Below are 14,875 nucleotides of genomic sequence, written 5' to 3' on the forward strand. Positions count from 1 at the left end.
CGCGGACGGGTTCCCAGCGGCGGGGTGCGCTCATTGCGCCGCCACCGCGTCGGCTGACCGATCGTCTCGCCTGGCTTTCGTTCCATCGGCGAGCGCGACGAGTGCCGCCACCGATCCAGCATCGCCGAGCAGCGCCAGTTTCTCCTCGCGATCGAGGATGGCGAGCGCATCGGTGAGCGCGTCCACCGCAGCGACCTTCGTCCGCCCAGTCGCCCGCTTGAGATCCTGACGCGCATGGCCTGCACGTCGCGCAGCCGGCAGAAGTGCGAGATGCAGTGCGAGCAGCGTTCTGTCGGCGGCAAGTCGGATGATGCCGTCGGCATCCGGCGCATCGAGGCTGCGCAGCCGGGCGCGGCAAGTGGCCGCGCGCTGCAGCACGCGTGGCGGCGATGCTTCCTCCGGAATGACAAGCAGCCCCGCCCGCGCCAGTGCCTGCCCGACCCTTGCGCTGCCGGTGACGACGACGAGCGGGATGGCGAGCAGGAGGCCGAGGATCACCGGTGACATCCAGAGCGCGAGCGACGGCGCAATGAGGATGACGAAGCAAAGTGCCACGCCGAGCAATGTGTGCCACGCATAGAGCCGGATGGCGTCGCGCCAGGCGACATGCCTGCGGTCACGGCATTGTGCCGACCACCCGGCATCACGGCCCGCGAGGATGCTCGCCACGTGGCGCGCGTGCGTGAGCATCGAGACGGGGGCAATCAACCCGGAAACGATGATCTCGATCACGGTTCCGGCAAGCACGGTGCCAGCCCCGCCCGCGCGGCGGCTTTCGCTCGTGTTCCGCAGGAACGCTGCGGCAGCGAGCAGCTTCGGCACGATCAGCATCATCATGGTCGCGACGAACATCCACTTCGCACGCACGGGGTCGACGACGGGCCAGTGCGGGAACAGGGCATGGCCTGTCGGAAAATAGACATGCCCCGCGAGATGGGCCTTTAGTGAAAGGACGATTCCGCCGATCAGGAAGGCGAGCCACAGCGGCGCCGTGAGATACGCGCCGATGCCGGTCAGAAGGTGAAGCCGGCTGATGGGGTGGAGCCCCGCCGCCGGCAGGATCGCCGCATGCTGGAGGTTGCCCTGGCACCACCGGCGATCGCGGATCGCACTGTCGATCATGTTGGGCGGCCCCTGCTCGTGGCTGCCGCTGAGCAATGGGATCGTGTGCACCGCCCAGCCCGCGCGGCGGAGCAATGCTGCCTCGATGAAGTCGTGGCTAAGGATCTGCCCACCGAATGGCTTGGCGCCAGGGAGGTGCGGAAGGCCGGCAGACGCGGCGAAGGCGGCGGTGCGGATGATGGCGTTGTGACCGTAGTAGTTGCCCTCCGCGCCCTGCCACCAGGCATTGCCCGCGGCAATGAGGGCGCCATGGATGCGGCCAGCGAATTGCTGCATCCGGGCGAGCAGCGTCTCGCCGTCGACACTGATGGGCAGGGTCTGGATCATTCCGACATCGGGATGTCGTTCCATCGCTCCTGCAAGGCGCACCAGCGTACGGCCCTCCATCACGCTGTCGGCATCCAGCACGACGAAATGCGCATAGGCGCCGCCGAACCGCGTGATCCACTCAGCGATGTTGCCGACCTTCCGCTCCGCATTATCGTGGCGCCTGCGATAGTGGATCGGTGGGCCGCCGGCGATGCGGTGGCGGATCGCCAGGAACTGTGCTTCCTCCGCGATCCACGCATCTGGGTCCGTCGTGTCGCTCAGCACGAAGATGTCGAAGCTCGCAGCCGCACCCGCCTCGACCAGCGAGCCATGCATCGCCTCGATCGCGCCGAACACCGCGGCGGCCTGTTCGTTGTGGATGGGCATCAGCAGTGCCGTGCGCGTCGTGAGTGCAAGCCTGCCACCGGCCTCGAGCAGATGATGGGTACGGCCGCGCAGCAACACGGCAAAGCCGATGATGGCGTTGATGAAGGCAAGCCCGATCCACGCGAAGAGCATGGCAAAGAGCATGAGCAGGATGATCGCCGGCATGCCAGGGCCAGGACCGTCCAGCACTTTCGACATCTCGATGGTTGCACCGATGCCGAGCATCGTGGCCCCGCCGAGGACGAGGAGCCTGCGCCACGCAATGCCGGGGGGCGAGGATGGCAACCGCGCTGGCGCGCGGGGTTCCGCACGGCCAAGCGACTGAACAGGCATCGCCATCGGGCATCCAAGTGGCATCGCAGGGAGCACCCGATCGCCGCCGCGGCGGCGAGCGCGGCCCGCGAACTCGCTTATGCCGACCATCGGTACAGCCAAGTCTCGGTCAACGGTGCGCCGTCATGCAGCAGCCTCACGCCGAGCTCTGCCATGGGCGCGCCGCCGGAGGCGAATTCGAAGGCAACGCGCAGGCCACCCGTCTCGATATTCGGGTGAATCGTCGCGTGATGGATGGTCCCCGCACTTGCCCACGCATCGAGGACAGGACGCGGCGCGCCCTGACGCTCCGCGAGTGCCCTGCCGTCGACGTCGAGGACGAAGCGGCGCATCCGCGCGTTGCTGCCCGCGCCCACGCGCGTGCCGGTGAACGCAGCGACCGTCGGGCCGATGGGCGGCTCCGAGCACCAGTGCAGCCGGTACTGAAGCCGCGTCTCGCCACCGGCTGGCAGCGGTGCCTTCGGACGCCAGAACGCGACGATGTTGTCGTTGATCTCGTTCGGCGTCGGAATCTCGATGAGCTGCACCTCACCCTCGCCGAAGGGGCTCAGCGGCTCGACCCATAGCGAGGGCCTGCGGTGGAAGGCTGATTCGAGATCGTGGAAATCCGTGAAGAACCGGCGCCGCTGCATCAATCCGAAACCGGTCGGATCGCGATCGGCAAAGCCACTGACCTGCAGGGTGCGCGGGTTCGTCAGCGGGCGCCAGAGCCGCTCGCCGCGCGCCGTCAGGACAAGCAGGCCATCGGAGTCGTGCACGGCTGGGCGATAGTCATCCGCGCCACCGCGATCGTTCGGGCTGTGCAGGTACATGCTGGTCAAGGGTGCTATGCCTGCGGAGATCAGGTTTCGCCGTGGATAGAGCCGCGCATCGACATCCATCGTCGTCACCGCACCCGGCCTGACAGTGAAGCGATAGGCACCGGCAACGCTCTGGCTGTCGAGCAGGGCGTGCACCACGAGTGTCTCGGCCTCGGGATCGGGGCGCTCGAACCAGAAGCTGCGGAACCAGGGAAACTCCTCGCCTTTCGGATCAGCCGTCCCGAGCGCGAGGCCGCGCGCGGAGATGCCATAGACATGCCCCCTGGCAACGGCGCGGAAGTAGCTCGCACCGAGGAACGCGACGACCTCGTCGTAGTGGTCGGTGCGGTTGAGCCGGGTGAGGACGCGCGTGCCCGCGTAGCCAAGGTCCTCGTCCGCCACCGGCCTTATCTTCTCGCCATAGCTGAACTGGCGCGACCCGAAGCGAAGCGGACGGGCGACGCCGTGATCCACGTCGTGAAGCGCCACCCGATCGCGATAGAGGAAGCCCCGATGGAACGGCTGCAGCTGGAAGGGCAGGCCTTCGCTGCGCCACGGGGCCTGGCTGCGATCGAAGCGGATCGTGCGGTACTGGTCGTATGAAAGGTCACGCAGCGAGGGGGGCAAGGCGTTGTCGGGTGCCACATACGGCTTCGCTGCCAAGTGTCGCGCGCGCATGGCGACCTGCTCGGCGCTGAAGCCGTCAGCGTCCGACGGTTGCCCCTCTGCCTGTGCAGTCCCAACGAGCGTAGGGCTGCTGGCCGACAGGCTTGCTGCGGCGATGCCACCCATCATCACATGCCGTCGCAGCACTCTGGCGACCTCCGTTGCGGGGGTTCATCAGGGGCTCACCAGCGAGCCCGGAAGCGAATGGGGCTGCCGCGCGCGCGGCAGCCCCACCAGCCTGGTGAACTGACCGTGGTCAGACCTTCCGGTAGCTGCCGCCCGTGCTCGAGCCCGCGCCCATGCTGGAGCCGGTGCCCATGCTGGAGCCGCCGGCGCGACCGCTACCCTCGCCCATGCGGCGATCGTCGGCACGGCCAGCGCCGTAGTAGCTGTCGATGCTGCCGCGCCAGGTTGAGTCGGTCCAATCGACCGTGTCCTGCATCCCGTAGCTCGGAGCGCCCTTCAGCTGCTCCTCGGTGATGCCGACCACGTAGCCATCCTGCCGCGTGTCGTAGCGAAGCTGGTCCCACGGCAACGGATAGTGGCTCTCCCCGAAGCCGAGGAAGCCGCCGAACGAGAGAACGGCGTAGGAAACCTGGCCGCTCGTCTTGTCGATCATCACGGTGTCGATTGAACCGAGCTTGTTGCCCGCGTGGTCATACACGTTGGTGCCCTCGACCTTGTCGGACGCGATCAGTGACGTGGTCTCGCGTGCATCAACGCTGTGTCGGGTATCGTGGGTCGTGCCGGCCATTGGTGAACCTCCGTGGGTTGGGATGCGGACAGAACCGACCTGGCGGGCCCAGGTTCCCGCCGCCTGCGCAGCGCCCCGCGGTTCCAGCGTATGGGGCGCAACCTCCGCCGACCGTGATCGTTCTCGTGATGCGCCATCATCCGCCTGGGCCGATTGGCCCGGAGACAGGGAGCGAATAGCGAAAGGACCGCTCTTCCGTGAGCCGCCGCACTTCCGTCAATCGCCGTCGCGCGATCATCCTGCTCATCATCGCCGCAGTTCCGCTCGCGATTGTGGCGGCGACACTGATTCTGCTGCCTGGGATCGAGCTCGGCCCTGCCGTCGCGCGCCGGCTCGAGGCGCAGTTGGGGCGGACGGTGACGATCACGAGCCTGCGGCTGATTCCGCGGCGCAGTATTCGCATCGAGCTCCGCGACGTCCGGGTTGCCAATATCGACGGCGGCACCGCACCGGCGATGGCAACGCTTGGTAGGCTCAGCGCCGAGCTTGATGTGCTGCCGCTGCTGCGGGGCAGGGTCGTGGTGCGCAGCATCGACGTGGCGGGATTCTCCCTGCTGCTCGAGCGGGCGGCGGATCGCCGCGCGAACTGGAGATTCGGCACGCGCGGGAGCCCGACTGAGACCGAAGCTGATGCGCGCGCCTCCGTGCCGACCATCCTCGACCTCCGCCTTTCCGACAGCGAGGTCACGTTCCGGACGACGAGTGGCACCATGCTGCGCACCGTCATCGCCACGGCGCGGGGCACTGCGGCGGATGCGTCCCAGCCGATCACGCTGGGCGCCGACGGCAGCTACAACGATGTCCCGATCGCGCTGCGTGCGACGCTCGGCAGCTTCGACGCGCTGCGCGATGCCGGAGTTGCGTTTCCTGTCGCGTTAGAGGCCGTTTCCGGCGACACGACGCTTACCTTCCGTGGCACGTCGCGCCATCCGCTCGACGCTGATGGCCTCGACGGTGCGCTCGCCCTGAACGCCCCCACGGTCGCCACGCTGCTGGCGATCGGCGGCGTCGACCAGTCACCGCCGGTCAGCCTGACGCTGTCGGGCCACGCGACACGACAGGACACTCTGTGGCGCCTCACCGACATCGAGGGGGAGCTGGACGGCGCGCCCTTCACCGGCGCATCGCTCGCGCTGACGGAGGGCGCTTCGGGCGAGCCCGAATCGATCGCCGCAACCCTCGCGTTCACCCGGCTCGATTTCGACAAGCTGCTCGCCTCCCCTGGCGGCGAGGGGGCCGACGATGGGCCTGACATGCCGCTGCGGGTCGCTCTCGCACCAGATCCTCTGGTGACGGCCGATATCTCGGCCGAGGCCTTCACCTACGGCCGCCTCCAGGCGCGGGATGCCCGCCTCAAGGGGGAAATCGCCCCCTCGCGGATCACCCTTCAGGAACTGTCGCTCTTCGGTTTCGGCGCGCAGCTCAGCGGGCGGGTCGACATCACGCCGGCCGGCGATGGAGCGCGGCTTGTCGCGGAGGCGGAGCTGCGCGAGAGCGACCTCGACGCACTCCGCCGCAGCGTCGGATTTGGCCCGCTGCCCGTGACCGGGCGCGTCCATGGCCGGCTCGCGATGGAGGCGGAGGGAACCGCGTTGAACGAGGCGCTGCGCGGTGCTGACGGGACGCTCGTGCTGGGCATGTCCAGCGGCAGGATCGCGCGCGAGGTGATCGAGATGGCCTCGACCGATGTCAGGGCGCTGTTCCGGACCGCGGAGGGCACGACCCAGGTCACGTGCATGCTGGCGGTCGTGGTGCTGCGCGATGGGGCAGGGGACGTGGCACCGCTTCACCTTCGCGCCGGAACGGGGGCGGTCAGTGGCATCGCGACATTCGATCTCAACCGCCGATGGCTCGACCTGGTGATCGGGAGCAGGCGCGAGACGACGCACACGCTCGCCCTCGACATTCCCGTCCGCGTCAGCGGCCGCTTCGCCGACCTCTCGTTCGAGCCGGCGGCTGCCGGGCCGGAAGAGCGGGCGCAGCAGACGGGAGCCCGCCACGTCGCGGCCCTGCCGCCGTCGCTCCGCGACACCGCGACCGGGAATGCCTGCTATCGCTCGGCCATGGGGCGCCGCTGACCCGATGCGCCGCAGCCCTCGGTCCGTTGACACGATCGAGACGAAGCGAGCCGATCGCTCCGTCGGACCGGCTTGAAACCGGGCAGGACCTTTATGATCGCCGATGTTGGGCCTGCCGCAGGGATATTCGCTTGCAGCGATTGTCCCCAATCGGAGAACTGCATGCGCACGTTACAGTCCGCATGAAGAACACACTGACGGGCCCAATGACGGTTGCACGTCGGTGCGCCGCACGCTTCACTAGCGAAGCGGATCTCGGGTACGCACGCGCGCTCACTCACGAGGCAGCCGCTTGAACCGTCCAGGGCAGGGACAGGCCGATCATTTCGCCGCATGGCGCGGACCACCGACGCCGGCCCAGGACGACGCCATGACCATGGCCGCGCGAACGCGGCTTAACCGCGCGTCACGGTCGCGCGTCACCTTTCCCGGTTTCACCACGCTGCTGCCGATCCTCGCCATCGCGGTTCCGGCGTTCGTTCTCCTGCTCGCGGCGAAGCAGAGCTGGGACGGTGTCGTGGAGGATGCCACCGTCGAGCTGTCGCGCCTCGCCGATGCCGGAGCGGAAACGGCCGAGCGCGCGCTCGGCGGCTATTCGGTGACGGCGGCGCGGATCAATGACCGGCTGCTCGATCTCGCCGCGGAGGCGCCGCCCGATTTCAGGCGCTCCGCGCATGAGCTGCTGGCCGAGCTCGTGTCGGAACTCAACCCACCGGTGATCGCGTTCGCGATCGACGGCCAGGGGCGGCCGCTTGCCGCGAGCCATCTGTTCCCGGTTCCCGCAGACCATGACCTCAGCGACCGCGACTTCTTCCAGGCGCTCAGGCGTGATGATGCGCCGGCCGTCCACGTCAGCCGGATGTTCACGGGGCGGTTCGATGGTCAGCTTCTGGTCGCCGTCAGCCGCGCGCGGCGAAGCCGTGGCGAAACCGCCGGGCGGGGCAGGTTCGAGGGCCTCACCACCATCTCATTCGATCCCAACGGGATGGGCGCAAGCCTGCGCCGGCTCCTTCCCAGCGCAGCCGACAGCCTGGCGCTTGTGCATGATGACGGCGCCCCGATCGCGAGCACGATGGTGCATGCGTTGCCGCTCTCGCCCCCACAGCACGACGGGGCGTTCGATGCCCTCCTGCGCAGCGGGGCAAGGTCGGGCCACTACCGCACAGGCAAGGGCGCCGGCGGCCCTGATCGCCTCGTTGCCGTACGCAGCCTCCAGGTGTTCCCGCTCCACGCCGTGGCAACGCGCCCGCTGGAATCGATGCGGGCGCGATGGCGTGCGGTATTCCTGCCGTATCTCGGGTTCGGGCTTCCGGCGATCGCGGCACTTTTGACGCTCAGCCTCCGTGTCCGCGCTGACCAGGTGCGGCTCGTCGCGGCCAATGCGACCCTCGCACGCGATGTCGCGCGGTCGGAGGATCGGCTGGAGCGGGCGAAGCGCTACGCGCTTGTCGGCACGTTCGAGGTCGATCTCACCAATGGCAGCAGCGTGCGGTCGCCTGAGTACATGGCTGTGCATGGTCTGGCACCGCAGGATGCCCGCGAGACCCATGCCGACTGGTTACGCCGCCTGCACCCCGATGACCGGACGACCGCCGAGGCGCACCTGTTGCGGACCATCACCGACCACAATCCCTCGACCGACTATGCACAGACCTATCGGACAGTCACGCCGTCCGGCGACGTTCGCTGGATCTCGGCGCGCGGCGAGATCGAGCGTGACGCTGCGGGCCGCGCGGTGACGTTGCGCGGCATCCATGTCGATGTCACCTCGCTGCGCTCCACCGAGGTCGCACTCGCGGGAACGAACGCCCGGCTTCTCCTCGCGCAGGATGCCGTGGGCATCGGCGCGTGGGACTGGTCGCCCGCGACAGGAACGTTCTATCTCGCGCCAAGAACGCACCAACTGCTCGGGCTCGCCCCCTCCCAGGTGGTGAGAAGCTGGCGCTGCGTCGTACGGAGGATCCTGCCGGAGGACCGCGCGTTGCTGTGGCAGGGCCTGCGGGATGCCGCCGCGACGCAGTCCATGCGCGTGGAGCTGCGGATCATGACCCCTTCCGCCGATGGGGCGCCGGCACGGCAGCCCTGGGTCATGATCAGGGCGCGCGCGGTCGATCTCGGCGATGGCAGTGGCATGCGGCTGATTGGTGTTGCCTACGACATCACCGAGCGCAAGGAGGCCGAGGCGCGTGCAACCCTTCTGGCCCACGAGGTCGAGCACCGCGCACGCAATGCCATGACGCTCGTCAGTGGCCTTGTGAGGATGACGACCGCCGGAAGCCATGACGAGTTCGTCGAGATACTCGAGGGACGAATCAAGTCACTCGCTCGGGCGATCACCCTGCTCGGCCGGTCGCGATGGTCGGGTGCTGCGATCGATGACCTCGCGCGGGAGGAGCTCGCGCCGTTCCTGACGAGCCCCGGGGTATCGCGTGACATTCGGATCGAGGGTCCGCGGGCGATGGTCGACGCCGACACGGCGCAGCAGCTCTCGATGGCGCTGCACGAGCTCACCACCAACAGCGTGAAGTACGGTGCCCTCTCCGTGCCACAGGGGACGATTTCCATCACCTGGGCGATCCACCGGCAGAGGGTGACGCTGACGTGGAAGGAGCGCGGCGGGCCCATCGTGCGCGTACCCCCGACGCGGGAGGGCTTCGGCACGTTGCTCGTTCGCTCGACCTTCGAGCAACAGCTTGGCGGCAGCGTTGCGATGGAGTGGGAGGAGGACGGGCTCCGGTGCAGCGTGACGTTTCCGCTACGCCCGCCGTGAGAGCCGAGGCATCGGCGCCCGCTGCGCGGGCCCAGTTGCGCGGGCCCCAGTTGCGGGAGCCCAGTTGCGGGGGCCCGTTGCGGCTGGGGCGCGCTATTCCGCGTAGCCTCCAACCACGGGCAGGATCTCGCCCGTGATGTAGCTCGACATCTGCGCGGAGGCGAGGAACACGTAGGCCGGGGCCAGTTCCTCGGGCTGTGCGGGCCGCCGCATCGGGGTCTTCGCACCGAAATGGCGTGCCTTGTCCGCGTCATCGCTCGGGTTGAGGGGGGTCCAGACAGGGCCAGGCGCGACCGCGTTCACGCGGATGCCCCGCACGAGCAGATCGCCCGAGAGGGCCCGCGTGAAGGCATGAATGCCCCCCTTCGTCATCGAGTAGTCGATGATGGCCGCGCTGCCGTCGATGCCGGTGACGGAGCCTGTGTTCACGATCGTGGCACCGGGCCGCATGTGCCGGAGGCAGGCCTGCGTCATGTGGAAGTACCCATAGAGATTGGTGCGCACCGTGAGGTCGAAGTGCTCCTCCGTCAGGTCTTCGAAACGACTCGCATGCAGCTGGAACGCCGCGTTGTTGACGAGGATGTCGATCCCGCCCCACTCCTCCGCAACCCTGTCGGCAGCATCGAAGCAGGAGCGGCGATCGGTGACGTCACCGGCGATGGCGATGCAGCGCTGGCCCTCGTCGAGGACCGCGGCGCGCGTCACGTCCGCATCCGGATGCTCAGCCTCGAGGTGAAGGATCGCGACGTCGGCCCCCTCGCGTGCGAACAGCACCGCGACGGCCCGCCCGATGCCTGAATCGCCGCCGGTGATGATCGCTCTCTTGCCGGCGAGCTTGCCCGATCCCTTGTAGTACGGCGCATCGTACATCGGGGCGAGCAGCTGCTCGCCTTCGAGGCCGGGCTTGTCCAGCTCCTGCCTCGGGAATGGCGGCGCTGGATACTCGCGCGCGCCTGCCTGCATCGCCGACCTCATTCTTTCCCTGGGCCTGGCCTCGTCGACCCGTCGCACGTTGTCCTGCGCGTCCTGTTGCAGGCTGACGGCGTCTGGCGTGTCGTTCATCGGAAGGACCCTCCAACAAGCGTGGTGCGACAGCGCGACGCCGCATTGCAAGGACACGCCGGACGACCCATCCGTCGCTCGGATCGCGGGCGTATAGCCAACGCACGCAGCGCGCCGGGCGGAGATGGCCATCAGCGGACCCTGTCGGCACAGCGACCGGCGGCTCAACCCATGACGCGGGGGAAGGTTCCCACTGTAGCCGGCTGCGCAACCAGGCGGTGCAGGTCGCGTTGCACCGGCATGGCACAGCGTCCGAGCTGGGAGGGCCATCTGCGCCTCTCCCTCGTTTCCTGTCCGGTCGCGCTCTACAACGCGTCGTCCCGGGAAGGCGACATATCGTTCCGCCTGATCAACCCGGCGACGGGCAACCGCGTGCGCCAGCTCACCGTCGATGCCGAAACGGGCGATCCGGTCGAACGCGGCTCACTCGTCCGCGGCTTCGAGGTGTCCAAGGACCACTATGTGCTGCTGACCGACGAGGAGATCAGCAACGTGCGCCTCGAAAGCACCCGGACGATCGACATCGAGCGTTTCGTTGACCGCAACGAGATCGACCGCATCTGGTGGGACAATCCGTACTTCCTCGTGCCGTCGGAGAAGGCGGGCATCGAGGCGTTCATCGTCATCCGCGAAGCGCTGCAGGGCAGCGCGCGCGTCGCCCTCGGCCGCGTCGTCCTGCATTCCCGCGAGCGCCTGGTGGCACTTGAGCCGCGCGGCCGCGGCATCCTGGTCACGACGTTGCGGAGCCATGATGAAATCCGCGCGGACGAGGAGCTCTTCTCCGCCATTCCGGAGCGGAAGGTCGACGCCAGGATGGTGACGATCGCCGAGGAAATCATCGCCCAGCACGCGGGGGCGTTCGACCCGACCGAGTTCATTGACCGCTACGAGGATGCGCTGCGCGAGCTCATCGCCCGGAAGGACGATGGCGGCGATGGCGGGGTGACCGCGCCGCCACCCGAGCGCGACAACGTGATCGACCTGATGGCCGCATTGAAGCAGAGCCTGGCCGGGAAGCCTGGCAAGGCGGCAGCACCCGCGGCCCGTGCTAAGGGCGGCGGCAAGGCAGCCTCGTCGGGTGCCAAGCAGGCGGCAAAACCTGGCAAGGCAGCGAAGCCTGCCCGCCGCCGCCGCGCGCGTTAAGATGAAGGGCGCACTCGACCAGTACCGCGCCAAGCGAGACTTCACTCGCACGGCCGAGCCCGCCGGAGCCAGGACTGGCCGGACGCGTCGGCTCCGCTTCGTCATCCAGAAACACGCCGCTACCCGCCTGCACTATGACCTTCGACTCGAATGGCAAGGCGTGCTGAAGAGCTGGGCCGTTACGAACGAACCGGTGCGCGATCCGTCGATCAAGCGCCTGGCCGTCGAGGTGGAGGATCATCCGCTCGACTATGCACGCTTCGAGGGCACGATCCCGAAAGGCCAGTACGGTGGTGGCGTGGTCGAGATCTGGGACAAGGGCCTGTGGGCGCCGCGTGACGCGCGCACCGTGGAGAAGGACCTTGCCGCGGGCCAGCTGAAATTTGTTCTGCTCGGCGACAGGATGGAGGGCGGATTTGCCCTCATTCGCCTCAAGCCGAAGCCAGGCTCACGCGAGACGCGCCGACACTGGCTCCTGATCAAGGAGAACGATTCCTTCGCCATGCGGGCAGACGTGCCGGCTGCCGCTTCGCGCACGACGCCGCGCGAACCGGTCGCGTTCCTGCCGCTGCAGCTCTGCGTCACCGCCACGTCGCCCCCCACGGGGTCGGCGTGGATCCATGAGCTGAAGCTAGATGGCTATCGCGTGCAGATTGCGGTTGCCGAAGGACGCGCAACGATCCGCACGCGTACCGGCCTCGACTGGACCAGCCGCTTTCCCGGCATCGCCGACGCCGCCCGCCATCTGCCAGACTGCGTGATGGACGGCGAAGCCGTTGCGATGAACAGCGAGGGCGTGCCGGACTTCGCGTTGCTCCAGGCAGTCCTGTCGGGAGACAAGCGTCACCCCCTGGTATTCTTCGCATTCGACCTGCTGCGCGTGGGCCACCGCGATCTCCGCCCGCTGCCGCTGCGCGAACGCAAGGACGCCCTCCGTGACCTGCTCGCGCACAGCGCCGATGAGGCGACACTGCGCTACACCCAGGATTTCTCCGAGCCCGGCGAAGCGATCCTGCGCAGCGCCTGCCAGCTGTCGATGGAAGGCGTCGTATCGAAGCTGATCGATCGGCCCTACGCGGCGGGGCGCAGCGGCGCCTGGGTCAAGGCCAAGTGCCGTGGCTCGGAGGAGGTCGTGATTGGCGGGTGGAGCCGCAACCGGAACGGCACCGGCCTTGGCGCCCTGCTCGTCGGCGCTCGTCGCGATGGCGTGCTCGTCTATCTTGGGCGCGTCGGCACCGGCTTCGGCGCGGCGCAGTCGCGCCGACTTCTTGCACGACTGGAACCGCTCAGCGTCAAAGCGACGCCATTCTCCGGGCGGCAGCCGGCTCGGATATCGGACGTATCCTGGGCAAGGCCGAACCTTGTCGCACAGGTGGCCTTCGCGGGCTGGACCGAGGAGGGCCTGCTGCGTCATGCGAGCTTCATCGCGCTGAGGGAGGACAAGCCGCCGGAGGAGGTCTCGCTTGCCATGCCCGCCACGCCCAGGCTTGCCACTTCCCGCCGCGCAAGGCTGACGAACCCTGAGCGCGTCCTCTGGCCTGCCGCGGATGGCACGGCCGCGATCACGAAGGCCGATCTCGCCGACTACTACACGCGCTTCGCGCCGCTGCTGCTCGCGCAGCTCGGCGGTCGGCCACTCTCGATCCTCCGCACGCCCGATGGCATCGGTGGCGAACGCTTCTTCCAGCGCCATGCGACGGCGGGTATGTCCCCGCTGCTGTTGCCCGTGCGCATTCCCGGCGAGGCGAAGCCATACATGACGATCCGCGACGAGGCAGGGCTTCTGGCCCTGGCGCAGATCGCGGCGACCGAGCTTCATCCCTGGGGCGCGCGGGCAGACAGCCCCGCCGTGCCCGACAGGCTCGTGTTCGATCTCGACCCCGGAGCCGACATAGCGTTCGACACGGTCCGCGAAGCCGCGTTGCGCCTGCGGGTGGTGCTTGCCGAGTGCGGGCTGACCGGGTTTCCGCGGCTCTCGGGCGGCAAGGGCGTGCATCTCGTCGTTGCACTGGCGACCGCGCGCAGCGGGCCCGCGCCTGGCTGGCCGGAGGCAAAGGCGTTCACGCACGACGTATGCCGCGTACTCGAGCGAGACGATCCCGCGCATTTCACGACGCGCATGTCCAAGCGCCTGCGGGAGGGGAGGATCTTCCTCGACTACCTGCGCAACGCCTCGCGCGCGACAGCGATCGCGAGCTGGTCTCCGCGCGCAAGGCCTGGCGCGCCGCTGGCACGCCCGCTCAGCTGGCGGACGCTGGCCAGGACCAGCGCGGCGGATGCGTACCGGCTCGGCGCCGCGTCAGAAGCGAGGACGCCGCGCGATCCCTGGACAGATCTCGACGCCTCCGCTGCACCCCTGGCCGATGCCATCAAGCGGCTTCGGGCGCGCGGCTAGATGGCGCAGAAGCAGCGAGGCATCGGCGATGGGGCATGATCATGGCCCGACACCTGGCTTCCCGTCACCGCAGCTGTCGGAGGCGCGCGGGATGGTCGATGACCGTCCGAGGTCGCAGCAGATCATGTGGCGGGTTCAGCGGATTGGCTGGGGGGTCCTCGCCGCCATCCTCGCCGCTGCGTGCGGCGGCCTGTTCGGCGGTGGCGGCCCGCTCGCGGAACGAACGCTGCACGAGGGCGAGCGAGGCTTCGCCATCACCCATGACCGTGTCGTGCGGCAGTCGCGGCCGACGGTCTGGTCCATCGCGCTTCCTGCGGACACCAGCACGCTCGTGCTCCGCGATCCTGCCACCGAACTCTTCGAGCTGCTGCGGATCGTGCCGCGGCCGGTGGTCGAGCGCTGGGTCAATGGTGCCGTGGTGATGGAGTTCCAGCGCGCTGATGCCGCGCCCATGCGGGTGCAGCTCGTCCTTGCGCCGGCGACGCCCGGCAGGCACGCGGTGGAGGTCGGCACCGGCGCGTGGATGACGACGTTCAGCGTCATCACTCTTCCCTGAGGAGAGCCGGAATGGACACAGTGCTGCGCGCCGCATCCGTCTACATCATCCTGCTTCTCCTGTTCCGGTTGACGGGCCGGAGGTCGCTCCACCAGATCACGACGTTCGACCTCGTGCTCCTGCTCGTCATCGGCGAGGTAACGCAGCCAGCACTGGTCGGAGACGACATGTCCGTCACGACAGCGATCATCGCGATCGTCACGCTGCTGATGCTCGATATCGCGTTCTCGTTCATCAAGCGCGACGTCGCGTCCGCCGACCGCGTCCTCGACGGCCAGCCGACTCTGCTCGTCCTGCACGGCGCGCCGCTCGAGCGGGAGATGCGCATGGCGCGCGTCGACATCGCCGACGTGATGCAGGCAGCGCGCGAACGGCGGGGGATCGTGCGCATCGAGGATATAGGCATGGCAGTGCTCGAGGTCGGCGGGGCGATCTCGATCATCCCCCGCGCGCAGTTCGATCGTGCAGGGTAGCGCTGCGCTCCGCCCGGCGGGCGCCGC

At 68.4% G+C, this 14,875-nt stretch carries 10 protein-coding genes; 6 read left to right on the forward strand and 4 right to left on the reverse strand.

All coding sequences use genetic code 11. The annotated features are described in order from the left end of the window. Window positions 1-30: 30 nt before the first annotated feature. From mdoH to Q0C38_RS00405, 3 genes are all read right to left on the reverse strand, one after another. Window positions 31-2,241: a glucans biosynthesis glucosyltransferase MdoH gene (gene mdoH / locus Q0C38_RS00395; RefSeq protein WP_408869992.1), complete on the reverse strand. Its 2,211-nt coding sequence runs from the start codon at window positions 2,239-2,241 to the stop codon at window positions 31-33. Beyond that, the gene (locus Q0C38_RS00400; RefSeq protein WP_291295065.1) at window positions 2,229-3,764 is read right to left on the reverse strand and encodes a glucan biosynthesis protein; all 1,536 of its coding nucleotides are present in this window, start codon (window positions 3,762-3,764) and stop codon (window positions 2,229-2,231) included. The genes mdoH and Q0C38_RS00400 overlap by 13 nt, the downstream gene beginning before the upstream one ends. A gap of 109 nt (window positions 3,765-3,873) precedes the next feature. Further along, window positions 3,874-4,371: a PRC-barrel domain-containing protein gene (locus Q0C38_RS00405; protein ID WP_291295066.1), complete on the reverse strand. Its 498-nt coding sequence runs from the start codon at window positions 4,369-4,371 to the stop codon at window positions 3,874-3,876. A 197-nt stretch (window positions 4,372-4,568) separates the two neighbouring features. Between Q0C38_RS00405 and Q0C38_RS00410 the strand changes: the two genes are divergently transcribed. Continuing rightward, window positions 4,569-6,449: an AsmA family protein gene (locus Q0C38_RS00410; protein WP_291295067.1), complete on the forward strand. Its 1,881-nt coding sequence runs from the start codon at window positions 4,569-4,571 to the stop codon at window positions 6,447-6,449. Between the two features lie 370 nt (window positions 6,450-6,819). Next, the gene (locus Q0C38_RS00415; RefSeq protein ID WP_291295068.1) at window positions 6,820-9,219 is read left to right on the forward strand and encodes a PAS domain-containing protein; all 2,400 of its coding nucleotides are present in this window, start codon (window positions 6,820-6,822) and stop codon (window positions 9,217-9,219) included. A gap of 93 nt (window positions 9,220-9,312) precedes the next feature. Here Q0C38_RS00415 and Q0C38_RS00420 read toward each other — a convergent pair whose 3' ends face one another. Next, complete coding sequence (locus Q0C38_RS00420; protein ID WP_291295069.1) at window positions 9,313-10,182, reverse strand: SDR family oxidoreductase; 870 nt, start codon at window positions 10,180-10,182, stop codon at window positions 9,313-9,315. Between the two features lie 339 nt (window positions 10,183-10,521). On the opposite strand from Q0C38_RS00420, the gene Q0C38_RS00425 reads away from it, so the two are divergent. Genes Q0C38_RS00425 through Q0C38_RS00440 form a run of 4 tightly spaced genes read left to right on the forward strand, consistent with a single transcriptional unit; the run spans window position 10,522 to window position 14,848 of the window. Beyond that, complete coding sequence (locus tag Q0C38_RS00425) at window positions 10,522-11,424, forward strand: Ku protein (protein WP_291295070.1); 903 nt, start codon at window positions 10,522-10,524, stop codon at window positions 11,422-11,424. A gap of 1 nt (window position 11,425) precedes the next feature. Continuing rightward, complete coding sequence (gene ligD, locus Q0C38_RS00430; protein ID WP_291295071.1) at window positions 11,426-13,819, forward strand: DNA ligase D; 2,394 nt, start codon at window positions 11,426-11,428, stop codon at window positions 13,817-13,819. Window positions 13,820-13,847: 28 nt separating this feature from the next. Continuing rightward, window positions 13,848-14,375 carry a hypothetical protein gene (locus Q0C38_RS00435; RefSeq protein ID WP_291295072.1) on the forward strand — a complete coding sequence of 176 codons (528 nt, stop codon included), beginning with the start codon at window positions 13,848-13,850 and terminating at the stop codon, window positions 14,373-14,375. An 11-nt stretch (window positions 14,376-14,386) separates the two neighbouring features. Then, on the forward strand, window positions 14,387-14,848 hold the full coding sequence (locus Q0C38_RS00440; protein ID WP_291295073.1) for a DUF421 domain-containing protein: 462 nt from the start codon (window positions 14,387-14,389) through the stop codon (window positions 14,846-14,848). The last annotated feature ends 27 nt before the right edge of the window (window positions 14,849-14,875 follow it).

Origin of the sequence: Elioraea sp. (genome assembly GCF_022842375.1) — a bacterium.
GTDB lineage: Bacteria > Pseudomonadota > Alphaproteobacteria > Acetobacterales > Acetobacteraceae > Elioraea_A.

What these genes read in the sequence shown, in the direction of transcription:
- ligD (WP_291295071.1), top strand. Translation starts at nt 11,426, where the DNA reads ATGAAGGGCGCACTCGACCAGTACCGCGCCAAGCGAGACTTCACTCGC.
- Q0C38_RS00425 (WP_291295070.1), top strand. Translation starts at nt 10,522, where the DNA reads ATGGCACAGCGTCCGAGCTGGGAGGGCCATCTGCGCCTCTCCCTCGTT.
- mdoH (WP_408869992.1), bottom strand. Translation starts at nt 2,241, where the DNA reads ATGGTCGGCATAAGCGAGTTCGCGGGCCGCGCTCGCCGCCGCGGCGGC.
- Q0C38_RS00435 (WP_291295072.1), top strand. Translation starts at nt 13,848, where the DNA reads ATGGGGCATGATCATGGCCCGACACCTGGCTTCCCGTCACCGCAGCTG.
- Q0C38_RS00420 (WP_291295069.1), bottom strand. Translation starts at nt 10,182, where the DNA reads ATGCAGGCAGGCGCGCGCGAGTATCCAGCGCCGCCATTCCCGAGGCAG.
- Q0C38_RS00415 (WP_291295068.1), top strand. Translation starts at nt 6,820, where the DNA reads ATGACCATGGCCGCGCGAACGCGGCTTAACCGCGCGTCACGGTCGCGC.
- Q0C38_RS00440 (WP_291295073.1), top strand. Translation starts at nt 14,387, where the DNA reads ATGGACACAGTGCTGCGCGCCGCATCCGTCTACATCATCCTGCTTCTC.
- Q0C38_RS00405 (WP_291295066.1), bottom strand. Translation starts at nt 4,371, where the DNA reads ATGGCCGGCACGACCCACGATACCCGACACAGCGTTGATGCACGCGAG.